Source organism: Streptomyces sp. NPDC087440, from assembly GCF_044744005.1.
Lineage (GTDB): Bacteria > Actinomycetota > Actinomycetes > Streptomycetales > Streptomycetaceae > Streptomyces.
The window spans coordinates 188,945-207,296 of the sequence record NZ_JBIUXN010000007.1 but is presented as its reverse complement, the minus strand read 5'-3'; the positions used below and the strand labels follow the sequence as shown (position 1 = coordinate 207,296).

The following is an 18,352-nucleotide window of genomic DNA, read 5'->3' as shown; positions in this document are numbered from 1 at the left end:
TGCCCCCCTCACCTCGGGCCTTCCCCACAGGAGTTGACGCCCATGGCTGCTCCCGCCACCCGGCCGGGCCTGACCCTGAGCCTGCACGTCGAGACCCGTCGGGAGCGCTCCCCGCGCCCCGACGCCGTCGTCAAGGCCGTCCTCCAGGCCGAGGCCCGGCCCGTCGGGGCCGACCCGGCGGGCGGACTGCCCGCCACCGACCTCGCCGTGGCCGTCGCCGTGGACCTCGCCCCGGGCGGCGACCCCCACCTGCGCACCGCACTCGCCGACCTGCTCCGGGCCCTGCCCGACGGGGCGTCCTTCGCCCTGTTCGGCGCGGGCGGCACCGGCTATCCCTTCGACGGCGGGTGGGCCGTCGCGAACCCGGACACCCGGGAGGAGGCGGCATTCACGGCCGCCTCGGAGAGGCTGTACGGGGCGGCTCCGGGGCCGGGCGGGCAGGGCGGGCAGGGCGGGCTGGGCGAGCAGGGGGAGTCAGGTGGTCCCGGTGGTCCCGGTGGTCCCGGTGGTCCCGGCGGGCCGGGTGGGTCGGGCGGGTCGGGTGAGTCGGCTGAGCCCCCCGCCCCCGCCCCCGTCCCCGTCCCCGCCCCCGGCCTCGCCGGGCTCCTCGCCGCCGCCCGCACCCGCTTCACCGCACGCCCCCTGCCCGTACGCCACCTCCTCCTGCTCTCCGACGGCACCTGCGGCACCGGCCCCCTCGGCCCCGAACTGGCGCGCTGCGCAGGCGAGTTCACCTGCGACGTAGTGGCCGCCAGCGGAGCCTGGGACCCCCAGGCGCTGGTGAGCATCGCCCGCAACCTGTACGGGACGCGCGCCCTGGCGACCGCCGACCTCGCCCCGTACGCCACCGAACTGATCGCCGCCCGCCGCCGCATCCGCAGCCCGCAACTCCCCATGGACATCACCCTGCGCACCGGCGTACGCCTGCTCGCCCTCCAGGAGACCAGCGGCCAGCAGCTCACCTCCGCGATCCGCCCCGCCCCCGGCGGGCCCGGCCGGTTCGTGCTGCCCACCCACCAGTGGGACGCGGGCCGCCGCGAATACCTCCTGGAGCTGGCCGTCGACGCCTCCGCCGACCCCCTCGGCGTCGACCTGCACCTCGCCTCGATCGCCCTCGGCGACGCCGCCGTGCCGGTCGTCGTCCGCTGGGAGACCCGGCCGCGCCACCTCTCGGCCGAGGAACGGTCGATCACCGACGACAACCTCACCGTCACCCTCGCCGACGCCCTCGGCCGCCTGCGCCAGGAGCTCGACCGGGGCCAGCTCGCCGCCCACCGCGACCGCCGGGACTCCGCCGAACGCCACCTCGGAGCAGCCGCCCAGCTCGCCCACCAGCTCGGCATCAGCTGGCCGCTGGACCGCATCCGCACCGTCGCGGAGGTACTGGACGCCGCCCGGGGCGTGGTCCGCCTGCACAAGACCTACGACCAGGACCGGCTGCGCGCCGACATCCTCACCGGCGGCGACCCGGGCACCGCCGAAGCCCTCCTCCGCGACTACGCCCACGGTGCGGAACGCCAGTGCCCGCGCCCCGGCTGCCCCCAACTCGTCGGCGAGCAGGCCCGGTTCTGCATCCGCTGCGGGCATCCGCTCGGCACGGCGCCACTCGTGCCGGGCCCCGACGCCCCCGGAAGGCGGTCGGCATGAGGACCCCGACGCCCCCGGACGCCACCCCCGGACGGCTCCGGCGCTGGTGGTTCCACCGCCGCAACGGCTCCCGGACCCGCATCCTCCTGGAACGGCACCTCGCGCTCGCCCTGGTCCTGGCCGTCGTCGGCGCGGGCGCCCTGGTCTTCTCGTACCGCGAGGCCGACCGTGCCGCGAGCGAGCTGCGCGACCCCTCCGCCCGTGCCGTCCTCGGCGTGGCGGGCACCCGGCTCGCGCTGCTGGTCTCCCTGGACAAGGCGTCCGAGACGGTGGACGCCGGGCTCACGGGAACCGTCGGCCAGAGCGAGGGGCACCGCGTGCTGCTCGCCGCCGCCCGCAAGAGCCTCTCCGAACTGTCCCTGAAACAGATCGACGGCGCGCAGGGGCGGGCCACCTGCGACACCGTCGAGGGGCTGGTCGCCTCGTACGCCCAGTCCGTCACCGACGGCACCGTGCGCCAGGCCGACGGCTCCCTGATGCAGCGGCAGCGGATGGCGGAGGCGAGGTCACTGCTGGAACGCGCGGGCACGGGCGTCAAGGCGCACCTCGACGGCCTCCAGAGGGGGCAGCTGGAGAAGATCGGCGACGACACCACGCTGGGACCCCTCCAGTACGCGGGCTGGGCGGTTGCCGAACTGGCCCTGATCGCACTCCTGTTGACGATCCTGTCCGCCCTGCGCCTGCTGCGCCGCCGCTGCGGCCGCCGCTACGACGTCTCCCTCATCGCGGCCCTCCTGCTCACCGCCGCGCTCGCCGTCGTCCCGCTCGGGGCGGCCGCCGTCACCCAGAACCGGCTGGCCGACTCCCGCCGGGCCCTGGACGCCTTCGTCTCCCGGACGCACGGGGACCGGGAGACACCGGCCGCCGCGCAGGAGTACGTCATCGAGGAGTCCCCCAAGCTCCTGACCGGCCTCAACGACGACGGCCGCCCGCCCTGGGTCTACTACACCTTCCTCGCCGGCGGCTTCCTGATCTGCGTCCTGCCGGCAGCGGGCTGCGTCCGCAGGCTCAACGCCGACTACTGGAGGGCGGCTTCATGAGTCCGTACGAGAAGGAGCGGCCGTACGAGAAGAAGTGGCCGTACGAGAAGGAGAGCCCGTACGAGAAGGAGCGGCCGTACGAGAGCGCGGGCCCGCACCGGAAGTCCGTGAGCCCGCACCCGAAGGGCTCCCGCCGCCTGCGCAGCCTGCTGCGTCCCGTCGTCCTCCTCCTCGCCCTGCTCCTCCCGGCCGCCACCGCCGCCTGCACCCTCGCCGCGCCCGGCGCACCGCCCGACGACGACACGGTCGCCGTCCTCGGCCCCTGGACCGGCATCCAGGAGAAGCGCTTCACCGAGCTGCTCAAGGGCTTCGGCATCCCGTTCACCTACCAGGGCACCGCCGCCCAGCGCGAGGTCCTGCTCTCCCAGCTCCAGACCGGCACCGCCCCCGACGTGGCGATCATGCCCGGCGTGGGCGAACTCGCCGAGTACGCGGCCGACGGCCACCTCAAACCGCTGACCTGGCTGGCCGCGTCCGAACGGAACGCGTACGGCTCCCCGTGGCAGCCCCGGCCCGCCGACGGCAAGCCCTACTGGCTCCCCGTCAAGGCCGACCTCAAGAGCATCGTCTGGTACCGCGAGGACAGCGCACGGCCCACGGCCCCCGCCCCGGCCGCCGCCTGGTGCATCGGCATGGGCGACGACGGGGCGTCCGGCTGGCCCGGCAGCGACTGGATCGAGGACCTCGTCCTCCAGTCGCAGGGCCCGGAGGTGTACGAGGACTGGGTGAACGGCGCCGTCCGGTGGACCGACCGGCGGATCGTCACGGCCTGGCAGGCCTGGGGCCGCATGATCGCGCAGGGCGGCAAGGCACTCCAGGCACGGGCCCTGCTCACCGACCACCGAGGCAGCCCCTCCGGGGCCCGCGGTCTCCTCTTCGGCGGCCAGGACTGCACCCGGGAACACCAGGGCTCCTTCGCCCCCGCCGCCTTCTACGGTGACAAGGCCCCCGCAGCACGCTTCACCGACTCCGCGCCGCTGCTCCCCGGCGGTCCCTACCGGCAGCGCGGCCACGAGGTGTCCGCCGACTTCGCCGTGCTGTTCAACGACACCCCCCAGGCCCGCGCCCTGCTGCGCACACTGGTCTCGCGCACGGGGCAGCAGGCCTGGACGGACCAGGACAGGGGCCGGATCTTCTCCGCCCGCACCGATGTCGCACCCGCCGCCGACGCGGGCACGGCCGCGCGCCTCACCGGCCGCACCGGGGCGGCCCGCTGCCTGGACGCCTCGGACGCGATGTCCCCGGCGGTGCGGGACGCGTTCTACGACTCCGTACTGGAATATCTGGCCGACCCGGACTCCGAGCGGCTGGAGAAGGAGAAACTGCCGGGGCTCCAGAAGGTGTCCGAGGCGGAACGGGCGCGGGCGGCGAAGCTGGGGAAACCGCGCGGGCTGACCGGGGTGTGCGACGTGCCCCGGTGAGGAGCCGGGCGGGCCCTTTGTGACGTCTTTACAAAGAGGGTCCGCGCCGGGCAGGGATTTCCTCCGTATCCGGGCACGGTTCTGTCCGGGCTCCACAGGGATACGGTCCGGAGACTGTGCAGAGTCGACGGACCGATTTCTTGGCGTTCTTCGTAGGCTCGACACATGACCGTTTTGGATACTCCGGGCGCCCAGGGCGAGCCCACCGACTCCCGCGGCCGGGTGGCCGAGCTGCACGCACTGCGTGAGCAGGCCGTACAGGGCCCGAGCGAGCGGGCCACCCAGGCGCAGCACGCCAAGGGCAAGCTGACCGCGCGCGAGCGCATCGAGCTGCTGCTGGACCCGGACTCCTTCCAGGAGGTCGAGCAGCTGCGCCGGCACCGGGCGACCGGTTTCGGCCTGGAGAACAAGAAGCCGTACACCGACGGTGTCATCACCGGCTGGGGCACGGTCGAGGGCCGCACGGTCTTCGTGTACGCGCACGACTTCCGGATCTTCGGCGGCGCGCTGGGCGAGGCCCACGCCACGAAGATCCACAAGATCATGGACATGGCCATCTCGGCCGGTGCGCCGCTGGTCTCGCTGAACGACGGCGCGGGCGCCCGTATCCAGGAGGGCGTCTCCGCGCTCGCCGGGTACGGCGGGATCTTCCAGCGGAACACCCGGGCGTCGGGTGTCATCCCGCAGATCAGCGTGATGCTCGGCCCGTGTGCCGGTGGGGCCGCGTACAGCCCGGCGCTCACCGACTTCGTGTTCATGGTCCGTGAGACCTCGCAGATGTTCATCACCGGTCCGGACGTGGTGCGGGCCGTGACCGGCGAGGAGATCACCCAGAACGGGCTCGGCGGGGCGGACGTCCACGCCGAGACCAGCGGTGTGGCGCACTTCGCGTACGACGACGAGGAGACCTGCATCGCCGAGGTCAGGTACCTGATCTCGATGCTCCCGTCGAACAACCGGGAGAACCCGCCGACGGTCGCCTCCGAGGACCCGGCGGACCGGCGCGGCGACGTCCTGCTGGACCTGGTTCCGGCGGACGGCAACCGGCCGTACGACATGCGCAAGGTCATCGAAGAGCTGGTGGACGACGGGGACTACCTGGAGATCCACGAGCGCTGGGCGACCAACATCCTGTGCGCCCTGGCCCGGCTCGACGGCCAGGTCGTCGGCATCGTGGCCAACCAGCCGCAGTCGCTGGCGGGCGTCCTGGACATCGAGGCCAGTGAGAAGGCCGCACGGTTCGTCCAGATGTGCGATGCTTTCAATATCCCCATCGTGACGCTGCTCGACGTGCCCGGCTTCCTGCCCGGCGTCGACCAGGAGCACGGCGGCATCATCCGGCACGGCGCGAAGCTGCTGTACGCGTACTGCAACGCCACCGTGCCGCGGATCTCGCTGATCCTGCGCAAGGCGTACGGCGGCGCGTACATCGTCATGGACTCGCAGTCCATCGGCGCGGACCTGACGTACGCGTGGCCGACCAACGAGATTGCGGTGATGGGTGCGGAGGGCGCGGCCAACGTGATCTTCCGCAAGCAGATCGCGGAGGCCGAGGACCCGGAGGCGATGCGGGCGCGCATGGTCAAGGAGTACAAGGCCGAGCTGATGCACCCGTACTACGCGGCCGAGCGGGGACTCGTGGACGACGTGATTGATCCGGCAGAGACCCGTCAGGTACTGATCTCCTCGCTGGCGATGCTGCGCAACAAGCACGCGGACCTGCCGTCGCGCAAGCACGGCAACCCGCCCCAGTAACTTTCTGAGCCTGACGACGACGAGACGACGGAGACGACGCGACGATGAGCATTCCTGCCGATACGAAGAACCTGCTGCGTGTGGAGAAGGGGGAGGCGGCGCCCGAGGAGCTGGCGGCGATCACGGCGATCCTGCTGGCCCGGGCGGCGGCCCGCCCCGCCGAGGTTTCGGCCCCGCACGGGCGGACGGCTGCCGGGTGGCGCCGTCTGGAGCGCACGCCGGGCTTCCGGGCTCCGCACAGCTGGCAGGGCTGATTCCCTTCCGGTCCTTCGAAGGCCCGGCTTCCCACTTCTGGGGGGCCGGGCCTTCGGCTGTCTGCGGGTGGGGGTCTTGTGTGCCGCACCCGGCACCGGGGTTGCCTGCGGCGCTGCCCCGGTCCCGCCCCTTCACCTGAAGCGCTTGGCCGCGCGGCTTGTGGTGGGCTGGTCGCGCAGTTCCCCGCGCCCCTGATGGCATGCCCTCCGGGCAGCCATCCCCCCGCCCGGACATGCCGAAGGGCCCGTGCCCCCCGGCCAAGCCGACGAGGGGGCACGGGCCCGAATTCGTACGAGGAGCGGCTAGCGCAGGCGGGCCATCAGCGCGTGCTCGACCAGCGTGATCAGCGCGCTCTTCGCGTCCGCCCGGTGGCGGGCGTCCGTGGTGATGATCGGGGTGTCGGGGCCGATCTGGAGGGCCTCGCGGACCTCTTCAGGGTTGTACGGCTGGTGGCCGTCGAAGCCGTTCAGGGCGATGACGAAGGGCAGGCCGCTGTTCTCGAAGTAGTCGACGGCCGGGAAACAGTCGGCGAGACGGCGGGTGTCGACGAGGACGACCGCGCCGATCGCGCCGCGCACGAGGTCGTCCCACATGAACCAGAAGCGGTCCTGACCGGGTGTACCGAAGAGGTACAGGATCAGGTCCTGGTCCAGGGTGATGCGGCCGAAGTCCATCGCCACCGTGGTGGTGGTCTTGTCACCGGTGTGGGTGAGATCGTCGATCCCCGCGGAGGCGGAGGTCATGACGGCCTCGGTACGCAGCGGGTTGATCTCCGACACGGCTCCGACGAACGTCGTCTTGCCGACGCCGAAGCCGCCCGCCACCACGATCTTCGCGGAGGTTGTGGAGCGGGCTGCTCCGCTGCTAGAGCTTGCGAAGTCCACTGAGCACCCTTTCGAGCAGTGTCACATCTGGCTGACCGCCCGCGGCTTCGTCGCCGCCGGGCTGGTGAATGGCGACGAGTCCGGCCTCGGCCAGGTCGGCGACGAGGATTCGGGCAACGCCGAGGGGGATGGAGAGCAGTGCGGAGATCTCGGCGACCGACTTGATCTCACGGCACAGGTGGCAGATCCGCTGGTGCTCGGGCAACTGCCCTTGCAGCCTGCTGGGTTCCGCCGTGGTGTGCACCAGCGCCTCGATGGCGAGCTGGTAGCGAGGCCTGGTACGGCCGCCCGTCATGGCGTACGGACGCACCAGGGGGTTGTGACCGCCGCTCCCGGAGGAAGAGGAGGACGGGGAGCCCGCGCGGCCGGTCTGCTGCCGGGGCGGCACCGGCTGGATGCCGGAGGGCTGCCCGTGACGAGCGGGCTGCGGGGGCTGCTGCTGGTAAGGGCGCTGCTCGTACGGCTGCTGGTACCCCGAAGACGGGTGTCCCGAGGACGGGTGTCCCGAGGACTGCTGGCCGCCCTGCGGGGAACGGCTGGGCGCAGAGGGGAAGTTGAACCGGTTCTGCGAGGGGTCGCTCTGACCGCTCTGGCCCTGGCCCGGGCCGCGGCCATAGGGCCAGTCGGCCGACGAACCGTTGGGGGGCGTTGCCACGTTCTCCTCCTCCGACTGCACTGCGGGGCACCATCACCTGTGGAGCCACATCCCCGAACCCTAAAGCCCGGGGATGCCAATACGCACGGGGTGTCTGCCAGTTGAACAGACTTCGTCAAGAACCCTCAGGGGAGGAACAGGGCCTCCCCCGGAGGGTTCAGTTCAGCAGACTCCCCTGGAGTTCGGCCCGCAGATCCGGGGTCAGCACCGTGCCGGCCCGGTCCACCAGCAGTGCCATCTCATAGCCTACGAGGCCGATGTCGGCGTCGGGGTGGGCGAGGACGGCGAGGGAAGATCCGTCGGAGATGGACATGATGAAAAGGAATCCTCGCTCCATCTCCACCACGGTCTGGTTGACGGCGCCGCCCTCGAAGATCCGCGAGGCGCCCGCCGTCAGCGACGTCAAACCGGAGGCCACGGCCGCCAGTTGATCCGCACGGTCACGGGGGAATCCTTCGGACATCGCCAGCAGGAGTCCGTCGGCGGAGACCACCACCGTGTGGGAAACACCGGGGGTGTTGTCCACGAAGTTGGTGATCAACCAGTTCAGATTCTGCGCCGCCTGGCTCATCGGGCTCACACTAACGCTCCTGGTTGTAGGTACTACCCGGTCCACTGTGCTGATCGTAAGTGGCCGCTTGGTTCTGGTCGGTCCCCGCGCTGCGTCCCCGCTGGACGCCCCGGCGCAGGTTGCTCAGCCTGCCCCGTACGTCCTCGGGTGCGCGAGAGACCTGGGGGCCGCTCTGCGGGCTCTGCTCCGCGGTTCCCTCGACCAGGTTGGCCTTGGGCACCCGCTTGGGAAGACCGGAGGGAGTGATCCCGCCCGCCTTCGGGTCCTTGAGCTTCTCGGCCCGCTGCCAGCGCTCGTCGTTCGACGTGCGCCAGCCGCTGTCGGCCGGGGGCTCCTGCCGCGCCGGGGCGGACCGCTGCGGCTGCTCCGGCACGGACTGCGCGGAGGGCTGCTGCGGTGTGCGGGTCGGCAGCGAGGCCTGCGGCCGCTGCTGCTCCTCCGGGGGGGAGGACTGCTCGGCGCGGCCGGACTTGCTGTGCCGGCTGAGCTGGCTCTCCTGGCCGGGCTGGCTGCCGCGGCGCGGAAGACCCGCGTCCGTCAGTGCGTGACCTTCGCGCGGTGCGTCCGGCGAGGTGCCCGGACGGTCGAAGCCTACGGGGTCGTCGGCCGCCGGGGGAGTCTCCTGCGAAGACTGTCCGGAAGGTGAGGTTCCGGATTCCGTTTGGGCCGGGTACGAGGGGTCGTAGCCGGACGGGAATCCGTTCGGGTCCTGCCACTGGGCCTGCTGCGGCTGCTCCTCGTACGCCTGGTACTCGGGTTCCGCATAGCCCTGCGGGGGCTGAGGTGCCTGGGGGGTCTGCTGGGCCGGGAAGCGCTCGGTGGAGCCGAAGGACTCGCGCGGGCCGAAGCCGTCGAAGCCGCCGGTCGAGGGCTGCTCCGGGTAGCCGGTGGGGGCGCCCTGCTGCTGCGGGTAGCCGTTCGGGTCGTAACCCTGCTGGTACGCCTGCTGCTGCGGGTCGTAGGCGGCCGTGGGGTCGTAACCCTGCGGGGCGGCCTGCTGGCCCTCGTAACCCTGCGGGGCCGCCTGCTGGTCCTCGTAACCCTGTTCGTACGAAGCCTGCTGCGGCTCCTGGACCTCGTCGCGGAAGAGCGGGCGGCCCTCGGGCTGCGCGGCGCGGCCCTCCAGGGCGGCCCTGCGCTCCTCGCGGTGCAGCGAGCGGTTCACCGGATCGAGCGGTGTGCGTTCGCCGTGCTGCCCCGCCTCGTAGCGCGAGTCGTCGAAGCCGAGTTCGGCGGCCGTGCGCATCGGGGCGGCCTCGAAGGAGGGCTGCGCCGGGCGCTGCTCGGCCATGATGGAGGAGACGGTGAAGTCGTCCTGCGGCAGGTTCTCGCCACCGCCACCGTGGGTGATCGCGTCCGGGAGCATGACCAGCGAGGTCGTGCCCGCCTGCTCGCCCGAGGGGCGCAGCTGGACGCGGATGCCGTGCCGGTCGGCGAGGCGGCCGACCACGAACAGGCCCATGCGCTGCGAGACGGCGGCGTCCACGGTCGGCGGGTTGGCCAGCTTGTGGTTGATGTCCGCGAAGTCCTCGGGGGTGAGCCCGATGCCCTTGTCGTGGATCTCCACCATCACGCGGCCGTCGGGGAGACGGGTCGCGTTGACGCGGACCTTGGTCTGGGGGGAGGAGAACGTGGTGGCGTTCTCCAGGAGCTCGGCCAGCAGGTGCACGAGGTCGGTCACGGCCTGGCCGTGGATCTCCGACTCGGGGACGCCGGTCAGCTCGATGCGCTCGTACGACTCCACCTCGGAGGAGGCGGCGCGCAGCACGTCGACCAGGGGAACCGGCTGGTTCCAGCGGCGGCCCGGCTCCTCGCCCGCGAGGACCAGGAGGTTCTCGCCGTTGCGGCGCATGCGGGTGGCGAGGTGGTCGAGCCGGAAGAGGCTTTCGAGCTGGTCCGGGTCGGCCTCGTTGTTCTCCAGGTCGGTGATGAGGGTCAGCTGGCCCTCGATCAGGGACTGGTTGCGGCGCGAGAGGTTGGTGAAGATCGCGTTGACGTTGCCCCGGAGCATCGCCTGCTCCGCGGCGAGCCGCACAGCCTCGCGGTGCACCTGGTCGAAGGCGCGGGCGACTTCGCCTATCTCGTCGTGCGAGGTGATCGGGATCGGCTGCACGCGGGTGTCCACGCGGCCCGGTTCCGTACGGGAGAGCTGGTCGACCAGCATCGGCAGGCGCTGCTCGGCGATGCCGAACGCGGCGGTGCGCAGGCGCTTCATCGAGCGGCTCATCTGGCGGGCGACCGCACCGGCCAGCACGAAGGCGGCGAGTACGGCGATCACCACGATCGCACCGTTGATGATGGCGTCGTTGCGGGAGTCCGCGGAGATCTGCGCGGCGTCGTTCACGGCCTTGGTGACGAGCTCGTTCTCGATCTCGGTGTAGCCGTCGAACTTGGCCGTCGCGGCGGCCTGCCAGGTCAGCGGGACGATGCCCTTGGCGGCGAGCTTGCTCTGCGACTGGCCCTTGCAGATCTCGGCGGCCATGCCGTCGAGGACCGAACCGTTCTTGGACGGCGGGGTCGGGAAGGTCTTGCCCTGCGCCTTGGCGGCGGCCTGGGCCTCGGCGAGCTTCTTGCCGCCCTCCTGGGCCTTGCCCGCCATCACCTCGCGGAGCCGGTCCACGTCGTGCTGGGTGCCGCCGGAGACGTACTCGCCGAGCGCGATGGTCTCCAGGTAGTTGTACGAGCAGAACGCCTTGACCTGGCCCTCGAAGACGGCGTCCTCGCCGTTGGGCCGGATCAGCAGGTGCAGGCCGATGGCCCGCTGCAGGGACTCCGCCGCCTTCGCCAGCTCGACCGCGTACACGGTCCGGCCGTAGGAGGTGATGTTGCCGGAGCCCAGGCTCAGTTCGTTCGACACCTCCATCAGGAAGTGCTGGACGTCGCGGTAACCCTCTTCGGTGGCCACCGGGTTCTTGCTCTCGACGCCTGCGGTGTACGCGGTCTCGCGCAGCGTGGTGAGCTTCGGCTCGGCCTGCCGGATGCGGGTGAGGCGGTTCTTCAGACCCTGGTTGTCGGGGGCGCCCGCGACCGCGGAGTCGAACTTCTTCTTCGCGGCGTCGGTGGCCGACCTGGCCTCGTCGACGGCCGGGGCGGTGCGCTTGCCGGCCAGCAGCGGCTGGGCCGTCAGGTCGCGTTCGTTGAGGAGCGCGTGCCCGTACTCGGCGGCGGCACGCACGATGAGCGCGGTCTTCTCCGCGTCCTGCGCCTGCCGCCAGGTCTGGATGGAGCCGTTGACCTGGAAGCCGCCCATCACCAGGGCGACCAGCACGGGTATGAGGAGAATGGCGTTCAGCCGGGTGGCCACGCGCCAGTTGCGCGGGGACATCCGGCTGGAACTGCCGCCTGCTGCGGCTCCCTCGGCGGGAAAGCCCGCGGGAACCTCGGCGGCAGGGGGCGCCGCAGTGCGCGACGGCGGGGTGAAGTTGCCCCGTGTCTGCTGCTCTGCGGAGCTCTTCTTGCTTCGCCTCACTCGACCAACAACCTCTCGGCGTCGGCACCTGTGCTGTGCCGTGTTTCGTTCGGGGCCGTACTGCTGCGCGCGCTGGGGAGCGCACGTACTTACTCAGGAGTTTCGCCGAATTCCAGCACGGACGACGGTTCTCGACCAAACAGCCCGGGGATCGCGCGCCGAGTGGCCCATCCCTCAGATAAAACGGGCATAAAGAACGAGCCCCGCCAAAAGGCGGGGCTCGTGTGAGCGCAGCGGCACCGGTTGAACGCGGCGGGTTGCGTCGCTCGTTGAATTCTCTTTCGAAACGTTATGAACTCCACGCCGGAGCCGGGGCGGAGAGTGTCGTACGACACAGCCCGCCCCTGGAGGACTACGACAACTTCCGTACCGCTGCCCCGACTTGTGAAGTACCTGTGCCCTACTTCAGGCGGGCCATCAGCGCGTGCTCGACCAGCGTGATCAGGCCACTCTTCGCATCTGCACGGTGTCGGGCGTCCGTCGTGATGATCGGGGTGTCCGGCCCGATCTGGAGCGCCTCGCGCACCTCCTCCGGCGTGTACGGCTGGTGGCCGTCGAAGCCGTTGAGCGCGATGACGAAGGGCAGGCCGCTGTTCTCGAAGTAGTCGACGGCCGGGAAGCAGTCGGCGAGACGGCGGGTGTCCACGAGCACGACGGCGCCGATCGCGCCACGCACCAGGTCGTCCCACATGAACCAGAAGCGGTCCTGACCGGGCGTGCCGAAGAGGTACAGGATCAGGTCCTGGTCCAGCGTGATGCGGCCGAAGTCCATCGCCACCGTGGTGGTGGTCTTGCCCCCGGTGTGGGTGAGGTCGTCGATCCCCGCCGAGGCGGAGGTCATGACGGCCTCCGTGCGCAGCGGGTTGATCTCCGAGACAGCACCCACGAACGTGGTCTTGCCGACGCCGAAGCCGCCCGCCACCACGATCTTGGCGGAAGTGGTGGAACGGGCCGCGCCCGTCGCGCCGTCAGAGCTTGCGAAGTCCACTGAGCACCCTTTCCAGCAGCGTCACGGCCGGCGTTCCGTCGGCCTCCGCGCCCTCGCCCGGCTGGTGGATGGCCACCATCCCGGCCTCGGCCAGGTCGGCGACCAGGATGCGCGCGACACCGAGCGGCATCGACAGCAGCGCCGAGACCTCGGCCACCGACTTGACCTCACGGCACAGGTGGCAGATGCGCTGGTGCTCCGGGAGCAGCGTGGACAGGTGCGCCGGGTCGGCCGTGGTGGAGACCAGCGCCTCGATGGCGAGCTGGTAGCGCGGCCTGGTCCGGCCACCGGTCATCGCGTAGGGACGTACCAGCGGCTGATCGCCCTCGTGGTCGTACAGCGCGTCGAGATGCGCGCCGCCGTACGGATCGTGAGAGGCAGGGGGCGGGGTCATGGGTCCTCCGGGCATGACAGCAGGGTGTCGGCGTGCCGTCTGACGGGGCCGGTGGGGGATCGGACTACGGCCGGACGGTTGTGGTGCGTGTGGTGCGTGTTACCTGAGGGAGTGTCGTACGGATCAACCTGGGGGTGTTGTCGTACGAGGTGGCCGGCCGCCTAGTGGAGCAGGCTGCCCTGGAGTTCCGCGCGGAGGTCCGGGGTGAGGACCGTGCCCGCCCGGTCGACCAGCAGAGCCATCTCGTACCCGACCAGACCGATGTCGGCGTCGGGGTGCGCGAGCACCGCCAGCGACGAACCGTCCGAGATCGACATGAGGAAGAGGAAGCCGCGCTCCATCTCCACCACGGTCTGGCTGACCGGGCCGCCCTCGAAGATCCGGGACGCGCCCGCCGTCAGCGAGGTGAGCCCGGAGGCCACCGCCGCCAACTGGTCGGCACGGTCACGGGGGAAACCTTCGGACATCGCCAGAAGGAGTCCGTCGGCGGAGACCACCACCGTGTGGGACACCCCGGGGGTGTTGTCCACGAAGTTGGTGATCAACCAGTTCAGATTCTGCGCCGCCTGGCTCATCGGACTCAACTAACGCTCCTGCTGGTGAGTGGGGTCAACGGTGCGGAACGTGCCAGTGGTGCCGTTGCTTCCGGCCTGGCGGCCCTGCTGGATACCCCGACGAAGATTGGTCAGCCGGCCGCGTACGTCATCGGGCGCACGGGAGACCTGCGGACCTGTCTGGTGGTTCTGTTCCTGCGCCGTGCCCGGGACCAGGTTGGCCTTCGGGACGCGACGCGGAAGTCCTGAGGTGGTGATGCCGCCCGCGGCGGGCTTGCGCACCCGCTCGGCCTGCCGGACGAGTTCGTCGTTCGGCGAGGGCCGCCAGGAGGCCTCGGCGGACTCGCGCTCGGGAGCGGAGGCCGTCGGCTGGGCGGGTACGGAGGCGGGCGCGGCGGGCTGGGGGGCGCCGCCCTGGTCCTGGTGGAACCAGTTCGACTCCAGCGTGTCGAAGAGCGGCGTACGGCCGTCCCCGGGACCCGCGGCGGGCGGCAGGGAGTCCTGCTGCTGCACCTGCGGGACCTGCTGGGTCTCGTGCGCCTGCGGCGACTGCCGGTCCTGCGGGGACTGCTGGGCCTGCGGGTGGGCACCCGGCTGGCCCGGCAGGCTCGCGACGGGACGCGGCGGCCGGAAGGCGGAGTCGTCCTGGCCGGATGCGCCGCCGCGCTGGCGCGGGGCGCCGGTGGGCGGGGCGGTGGTCGGCCGGTCGTAGGAGCCGGTGTCGTACGGGTCGTTCCGGTGCGAGCCGGTGTCGTACGCGTCGTTCCGGTGCGAGCCGGTGTCGTACGGGTCCGGACGGCGCTGCGGCTCGCGCACGTCGGGGCGCTCGTACGGGCCGGGCTGTCCCGACTGCCCCGTCGCCGCCGCGAAGTCCGACTGCGCGAACTGGCCGGTGGACGCGGGGTCCTGGAAGGTCGGCTGCGGGAACTGGCCGGTGGAGGCCGGGTCCTGGGGCCCGCGGACCTGCGGGAACTGGCCCGTGGAGCCCGGACCCTGCGGGAACTGGCCGGTGGAGCCGGGCCCCTGCTGGGCGCGTACGTCCTGGCCCTGCGGCCCGCGCACGTCGGGGCGCTCGAACTGGCCGGTGCCCGAGGGGCCCTGCCGTACGTCCGGACGCTCGAACTGACCCGTGGACGCCGGATCCTGGAGGCCACGGTCCCGGGGGGCCGCCTGCGGGAACTGCCCCGTGGACGCCGGGTCCTGGAACCCGCCGCGCTGGGCCTGCGGGAACTGCCCGGTGGACGCGGGGTCCTGGAAGGCCGACTGCGGGAACTGGCCGGTGGAGGCCGGGTCCTGGGGCCCGCGGACCTGCGGGAACTGACCCGTGGAGCCCGGTCCCTGCGGTGCCTGTACGCCCCGGCCCTGCGGCCCGCGCACGTCGGGGCGCTCGAACTGGCCGGTGGCCGCGGGGTCCTGCCGTACGTCCGGGCGCTCGAACTGACCGGTGGACGCCGGGTTCTGCCGTACGTCCGGGCGCTCGAACTGGCCCGTCGTGGAGCCCGGCGGCGGACCGTTGAAGTCCGGGCGGTCGAACTCGGCGGTGGAGCCGGGACCCTGACGGTCGTCGCTCTCCTCGTGACCGCGCGGCTGGTCGGCCGGGTTGGGCCGGGCACCCCAGCTGGTGGGCCGGCCGCCCTGCGGCGGCACCGGACGCTGCGGCGCCTGCGGCCCTGCCGGGGTGCCGCCGGGCAGCTCGGCGCGCGGGCCGTTCGCCCGGGGCAGGCTGCGGTCCGGCTCGGGAGCGTGCGCCTGGCGCACGTCCTCGCGCCCGCCGCGTCCGCCGCCGAAGGCACCGGCGAGGCCGCCGCGCTTGCCGGGGGAGGCCGGGGGAGCACCGGTCAGACCGGCGCCGGGAGTACGGCCGGGCAGCGCGGCCCGGGGACCCGAACCCGCCGGGACCTGACGGCGCGAGGGCTCGGAGCCGAGCATGCCGCCGCCCTGCGGCGCGCCGGGACGGCTGCCGGGGCCGCCGCCCGCACCGGGACCGCCGGGCAGACCCGGACGCGGGCCCTGGCCGGCGGGCATCTGCGGGGCGCCACCGGGGCCACCGGGCTTGCCGGGAAGCTTGCGGCCGCCCTGGGCGACGTCCACGGGCAGCATGACCAGCGCGGTCGTGCCGCCGGAGTCGGACGGGCGGAGCTGAATGCGGATGCCGTGTCGCAGGGACAGGCGGCCGACCACGAACAGACCCATGCGGCGCGACACCGAGACGTCCACGGTCGGCGGAGCGGCGAGCCGCTCGTTGATCGCGGAGAGGTCCTCGGGCGAGAGGCCGATGCCGGTGTCGTGGATCTCGACCAGCACCCGGCCGTCGGGCAGCGCGTGACCGGTGACGCGGACCTTGGTCTGCGGCGAGGAGAACGACGTCGCGTTCTCCAGCAGCTCGGCGAGGAGGTGCACGAGGTCGTTGACGACCCGGCCGGCGACCTCGGTCGAGGGCACCGATGCCAGTTCGATGCGCTCGTACTGCTCCACCTCGGAGGCGGCGGCACGGAGCACGTCGACCAGCGGCACCGGGCGCGTCCAGCGGCGGCCCGGCTCCTCACCGGCGAGGACGAGGAGGTTCTCGCCGTTCCGGCGCATACGGGTCGCGAGGTGGTCCAGCTTGAAGAGCGAGGACAGCTGGTCCGGGTCGGCCTCGCGGGCCTCCAGCTCGGAGATCAGCGACAGCTGGCGCTGGATGAGGCCCTGCGAACGGCGCGAGAGGTTGGTGAACATCGCGTTGACGTTGCCTCGCAGCAACGCCTGCTCGGCGGCGAGTCGCACCGCCTCGCGGTGCACGTCGTCGAACGCGGTGGCCACGCGGCCGATCTCGTCCCGGCTGTGCACGCCGACCGACTCCACAGAGGTGTCGACGTCCTGCGGGTCCGACTCGGAGAGCGCCTTGACGAGCTCCGGCAGCCGGTCCTGGGCGACCCGGGTCGCGGTGTCCTGCAGACGGCGCAGCGAACGGATCATGGACCGCGCCATGACGAACGCGCCGACGAGCGAGACGCCGAGCACGATGAGGATGACCGCACCGGAGATGATCGTCGAGCGCTCGGAGTCGGCCTTGAGCTCGCGGGCCTTCTGCTCCATCTGGTCGAGCAGGGTGCGCTCGATGCGCGTCATCGTGTCGATCTCGTTGCTGGCCTGGTCCTCCCAGTCCTTGTACGAGCGGGGCTTCAGCTGCTTGATGCCGTTCTCGGTCTTGAGGACCTTCTCCGCGTACTCGTCGGCGTGCTTGGAGTCCGGGTTGGTGTTCGTCAGGACGCTCAGCATCTCTCCGGCGTCGGGGCCGAAGATGCTGCTGAAGGTTTCCAGCGAGGTCTTCTCGTTGGTCCGCGCGTTCAGGCCGAACAGCCGGTCGCTCTCCGGGAGATGGGTGCCCTTCGGGTCGTCCGGGTCCATCGGCAGGGCGGCGGCGATGATCGCGCGCTGCACCGAGGCGTACTCCTTGGCGTTCGAGAACGCCGCCAGCGCACGGGTGCGCTTGATCATCTCCGGGCTTGAGGTGGCCTGCGCCATGTCCTGCGAGAGGCTCAGCAGCGAGGAGATGAGACCGCTGTAGGCGCTGACCGTCTGCGAGTTGCCGGCCGCGCTGCGGTCCTTGAAGGCCTTCCCGCGGATGTCCTTCAGGCTGTTGAGCCGTCGGCTGATGTCGGTGAGGCTGTCGCGAATACTGGTGAGGGCCTCGTCGTTCTCCTCGCCGACCTCGACCCCCGAGGTGCCCTTGACGAAGGCGTCCCGGAACCGGTCGCTCTTGGCCTGCTCCGCCCGGATCGTCGGGTCGTCGGCGGGAGTGTCGTTGGCCAGCGGGCCTGCCGTCTTGTCGCGCTCGTTCTGGAGCGCCGCGGCGAGGTCGGTCGCCTTGCGGGTCATGTCGGTCAGCAGCTGCATGTGCTCCAACTGCTGCATGTCGCTGAGGGACTCGTTGATACGGAGTCCACCGAGCGCGGTGGCCGCGACCACGGGGAGGGCCAGCAGCGACACCAGTCGGGTGCTGATGCTCCAGTTGCGCAGGGATATTCGGGTGCCCTCGGTGATGGGCTTCGGCGTCCTGGCCTTCTTGCCCTTGGCGGGGGCCGCCGGGGGCTCCTGCGAGGAGCCGCCGCCGAAGGCGTTCCCACCACCGCCGAAGGCGCCGCCCGCGCCACCGGGCGCACCGGGACCGCCCTGGCCGGGCCGGGAGGGGCCGCCACCGGGCTGCGCCGGGCCGTCGCCCTGGGAGTTCCGGGCGTGCGGGGGCTGGGGCGATGAGCCTGGGGCGGCCTGGCCGCGCGGCTCCTGCTCGGCCGGGGTTTCCCCACGGCCCTGGCCGGCCTGGGGAGACCCCATGCCATCCCTCTTGAAACGTCCCTGCACTAGCGTCGCAACCTCTGGACCAGGCGTTCTGCCGCCGAGCGGCACAACGGTGTCGAGTCGTGGGGTACCGGATCATCCCCATTGGGTGGTCGTGAGTGACCGCGGTCCGGGGAATTCCAGCACAGTGCCGGATCTCCAACAAGGCCCGAGTGACCCGGTGCACCTGGGGTGACGCTTTGTGCCCGGCGTGTCACCAGTCGTAGAATGCTTTCCCGTACGAAATAGACATTTACGTACGAGTCGCTTACGGGTGGGGGGTGCCCCAGTCGAGACGATCAGGAGCGGAATCGGTCCTTCAGGGATGCAATGTCCGTTTCTGCCCACAAGATCAACAGTCCGAATTGCGGCAATTGCCCCACAGCTCGTGAGCAAACT

The 18,352-nt window shown here is 71.7% G+C and carries 13 protein-coding genes; 5 read left to right on the top strand and 8 right to left on the bottom strand.

The genetic code is table 11. The features are described 5' to 3' along the window. Positions 1-42 precede the first annotated feature (42 nt). From ACIO3O_RS17225 to ACIO3O_RS17205, 5 genes are all read left to right on the top strand, one after another. Positions 43-1,647 (top strand): hypothetical protein, encoded by a 1,605-nt coding sequence (locus ACIO3O_RS17225; protein ID WP_401746262.1) that lies wholly within the window; start codon positions 43-45, stop codon positions 1,645-1,647. After that, positions 1,644-2,687 carry a hypothetical protein gene (locus ACIO3O_RS17220; RefSeq protein ID WP_401746260.1) on the top strand — a complete coding sequence of 348 codons (1,044 nt, stop codon included), beginning with the start codon at positions 1,644-1,646 and terminating at the stop codon, positions 2,685-2,687. Before ACIO3O_RS17225 ends, ACIO3O_RS17220 begins: the two co-directional genes overlap by 4 nt. Before the next feature lie 137 nt (positions 2,688-2,824). Continuing rightward, the gene (locus tag ACIO3O_RS17215; protein ID WP_401746530.1) at positions 2,825-4,108 is read left to right on the top strand and encodes an extracellular solute-binding protein; all 1,284 of its coding nucleotides are present in this window, start codon (positions 2,825-2,827) and stop codon (positions 4,106-4,108) included. A 165-nt stretch (positions 4,109-4,273) separates the two neighbouring features. Continuing rightward, entirely contained in the window at positions 4,274-5,863 is a 1,590-nt protein-coding gene (locus tag ACIO3O_RS17210) for an acyl-CoA carboxylase subunit beta (protein ID WP_401746259.1), read from the top strand. A gap of 44 nt (positions 5,864-5,907) precedes the next feature. Beyond that, on the top strand, positions 5,908-6,117 hold the full coding sequence (locus ACIO3O_RS17205) for an acyl-CoA carboxylase subunit epsilon (RefSeq protein WP_401746257.1): 210 nt from the start codon (positions 5,908-5,910) through the stop codon (positions 6,115-6,117). A 303-nt stretch (positions 6,118-6,420) separates the two neighbouring features. On the opposite strand, the gene ACIO3O_RS17200 is transcribed toward ACIO3O_RS17205, so the two are convergent. From ACIO3O_RS17200 to ACIO3O_RS17165, 8 genes are all read right to left on the bottom strand, one after another. Further along, complete coding sequence (locus tag ACIO3O_RS17200) at positions 6,421-7,002, bottom strand: ATP/GTP-binding protein (RefSeq protein WP_185034326.1); 582 nt, start codon at positions 7,000-7,002, stop codon at positions 6,421-6,423. Continuing rightward, positions 6,983-7,657 carry a DUF742 domain-containing protein gene (locus ACIO3O_RS17195; RefSeq protein WP_401746256.1) on the bottom strand — a complete coding sequence of 225 codons (675 nt, stop codon included), beginning with the start codon at positions 7,655-7,657 and terminating at the stop codon, positions 6,983-6,985. The genes ACIO3O_RS17200 and ACIO3O_RS17195 overlap by 20 nt, the downstream gene beginning before the upstream one ends. 157 nt (positions 7,658-7,814) lie before the next feature. Next, positions 7,815-8,228, bottom strand: coding sequence for a roadblock/LC7 domain-containing protein (locus ACIO3O_RS17190; protein ID WP_030980891.1), 414 nt, complete (start codon positions 8,226-8,228; stop codon positions 7,815-7,817). A 10-nt stretch (positions 8,229-8,238) separates the two neighbouring features. After that, a complete protein-coding gene (locus tag ACIO3O_RS17185) occupies positions 8,239-11,697 on the bottom strand; it encodes a nitrate- and nitrite sensing domain-containing protein (RefSeq protein ID WP_401746254.1) in 3,459 nt (1,152 codons plus the stop codon). A gap of 400 nt (positions 11,698-12,097) precedes the next feature. Continuing rightward, a complete protein-coding gene (locus ACIO3O_RS17180) occupies positions 12,098-12,685 on the bottom strand; it encodes an ATP/GTP-binding protein (protein WP_189825795.1) in 588 nt (195 codons plus the stop codon). Then, positions 12,666-13,079 carry a DUF742 domain-containing protein gene (locus ACIO3O_RS17175; protein ID WP_401746252.1) on the bottom strand — a complete coding sequence of 138 codons (414 nt, stop codon included), beginning with the start codon at positions 13,077-13,079 and terminating at the stop codon, positions 12,666-12,668. The genes ACIO3O_RS17180 and ACIO3O_RS17175 overlap by 20 nt, the downstream gene beginning before the upstream one ends. A 161-nt stretch (positions 13,080-13,240) precedes the next feature. Beyond that, the gene (locus ACIO3O_RS17170; protein ID WP_189825947.1) at positions 13,241-13,654 is read right to left on the bottom strand and encodes a roadblock/LC7 domain-containing protein; all 414 of its coding nucleotides are present in this window, start codon (positions 13,652-13,654) and stop codon (positions 13,241-13,243) included. Between the two features lie 9 nt (positions 13,655-13,663). Next, positions 13,664-17,977 (bottom strand): nitrate- and nitrite sensing domain-containing protein, encoded by a 4,314-nt coding sequence (locus ACIO3O_RS17165; protein WP_401746250.1) that lies wholly within the window; start codon positions 17,975-17,977, stop codon positions 13,664-13,666. Between the last annotated feature and the right edge of the window lie 375 nt (positions 17,978-18,352).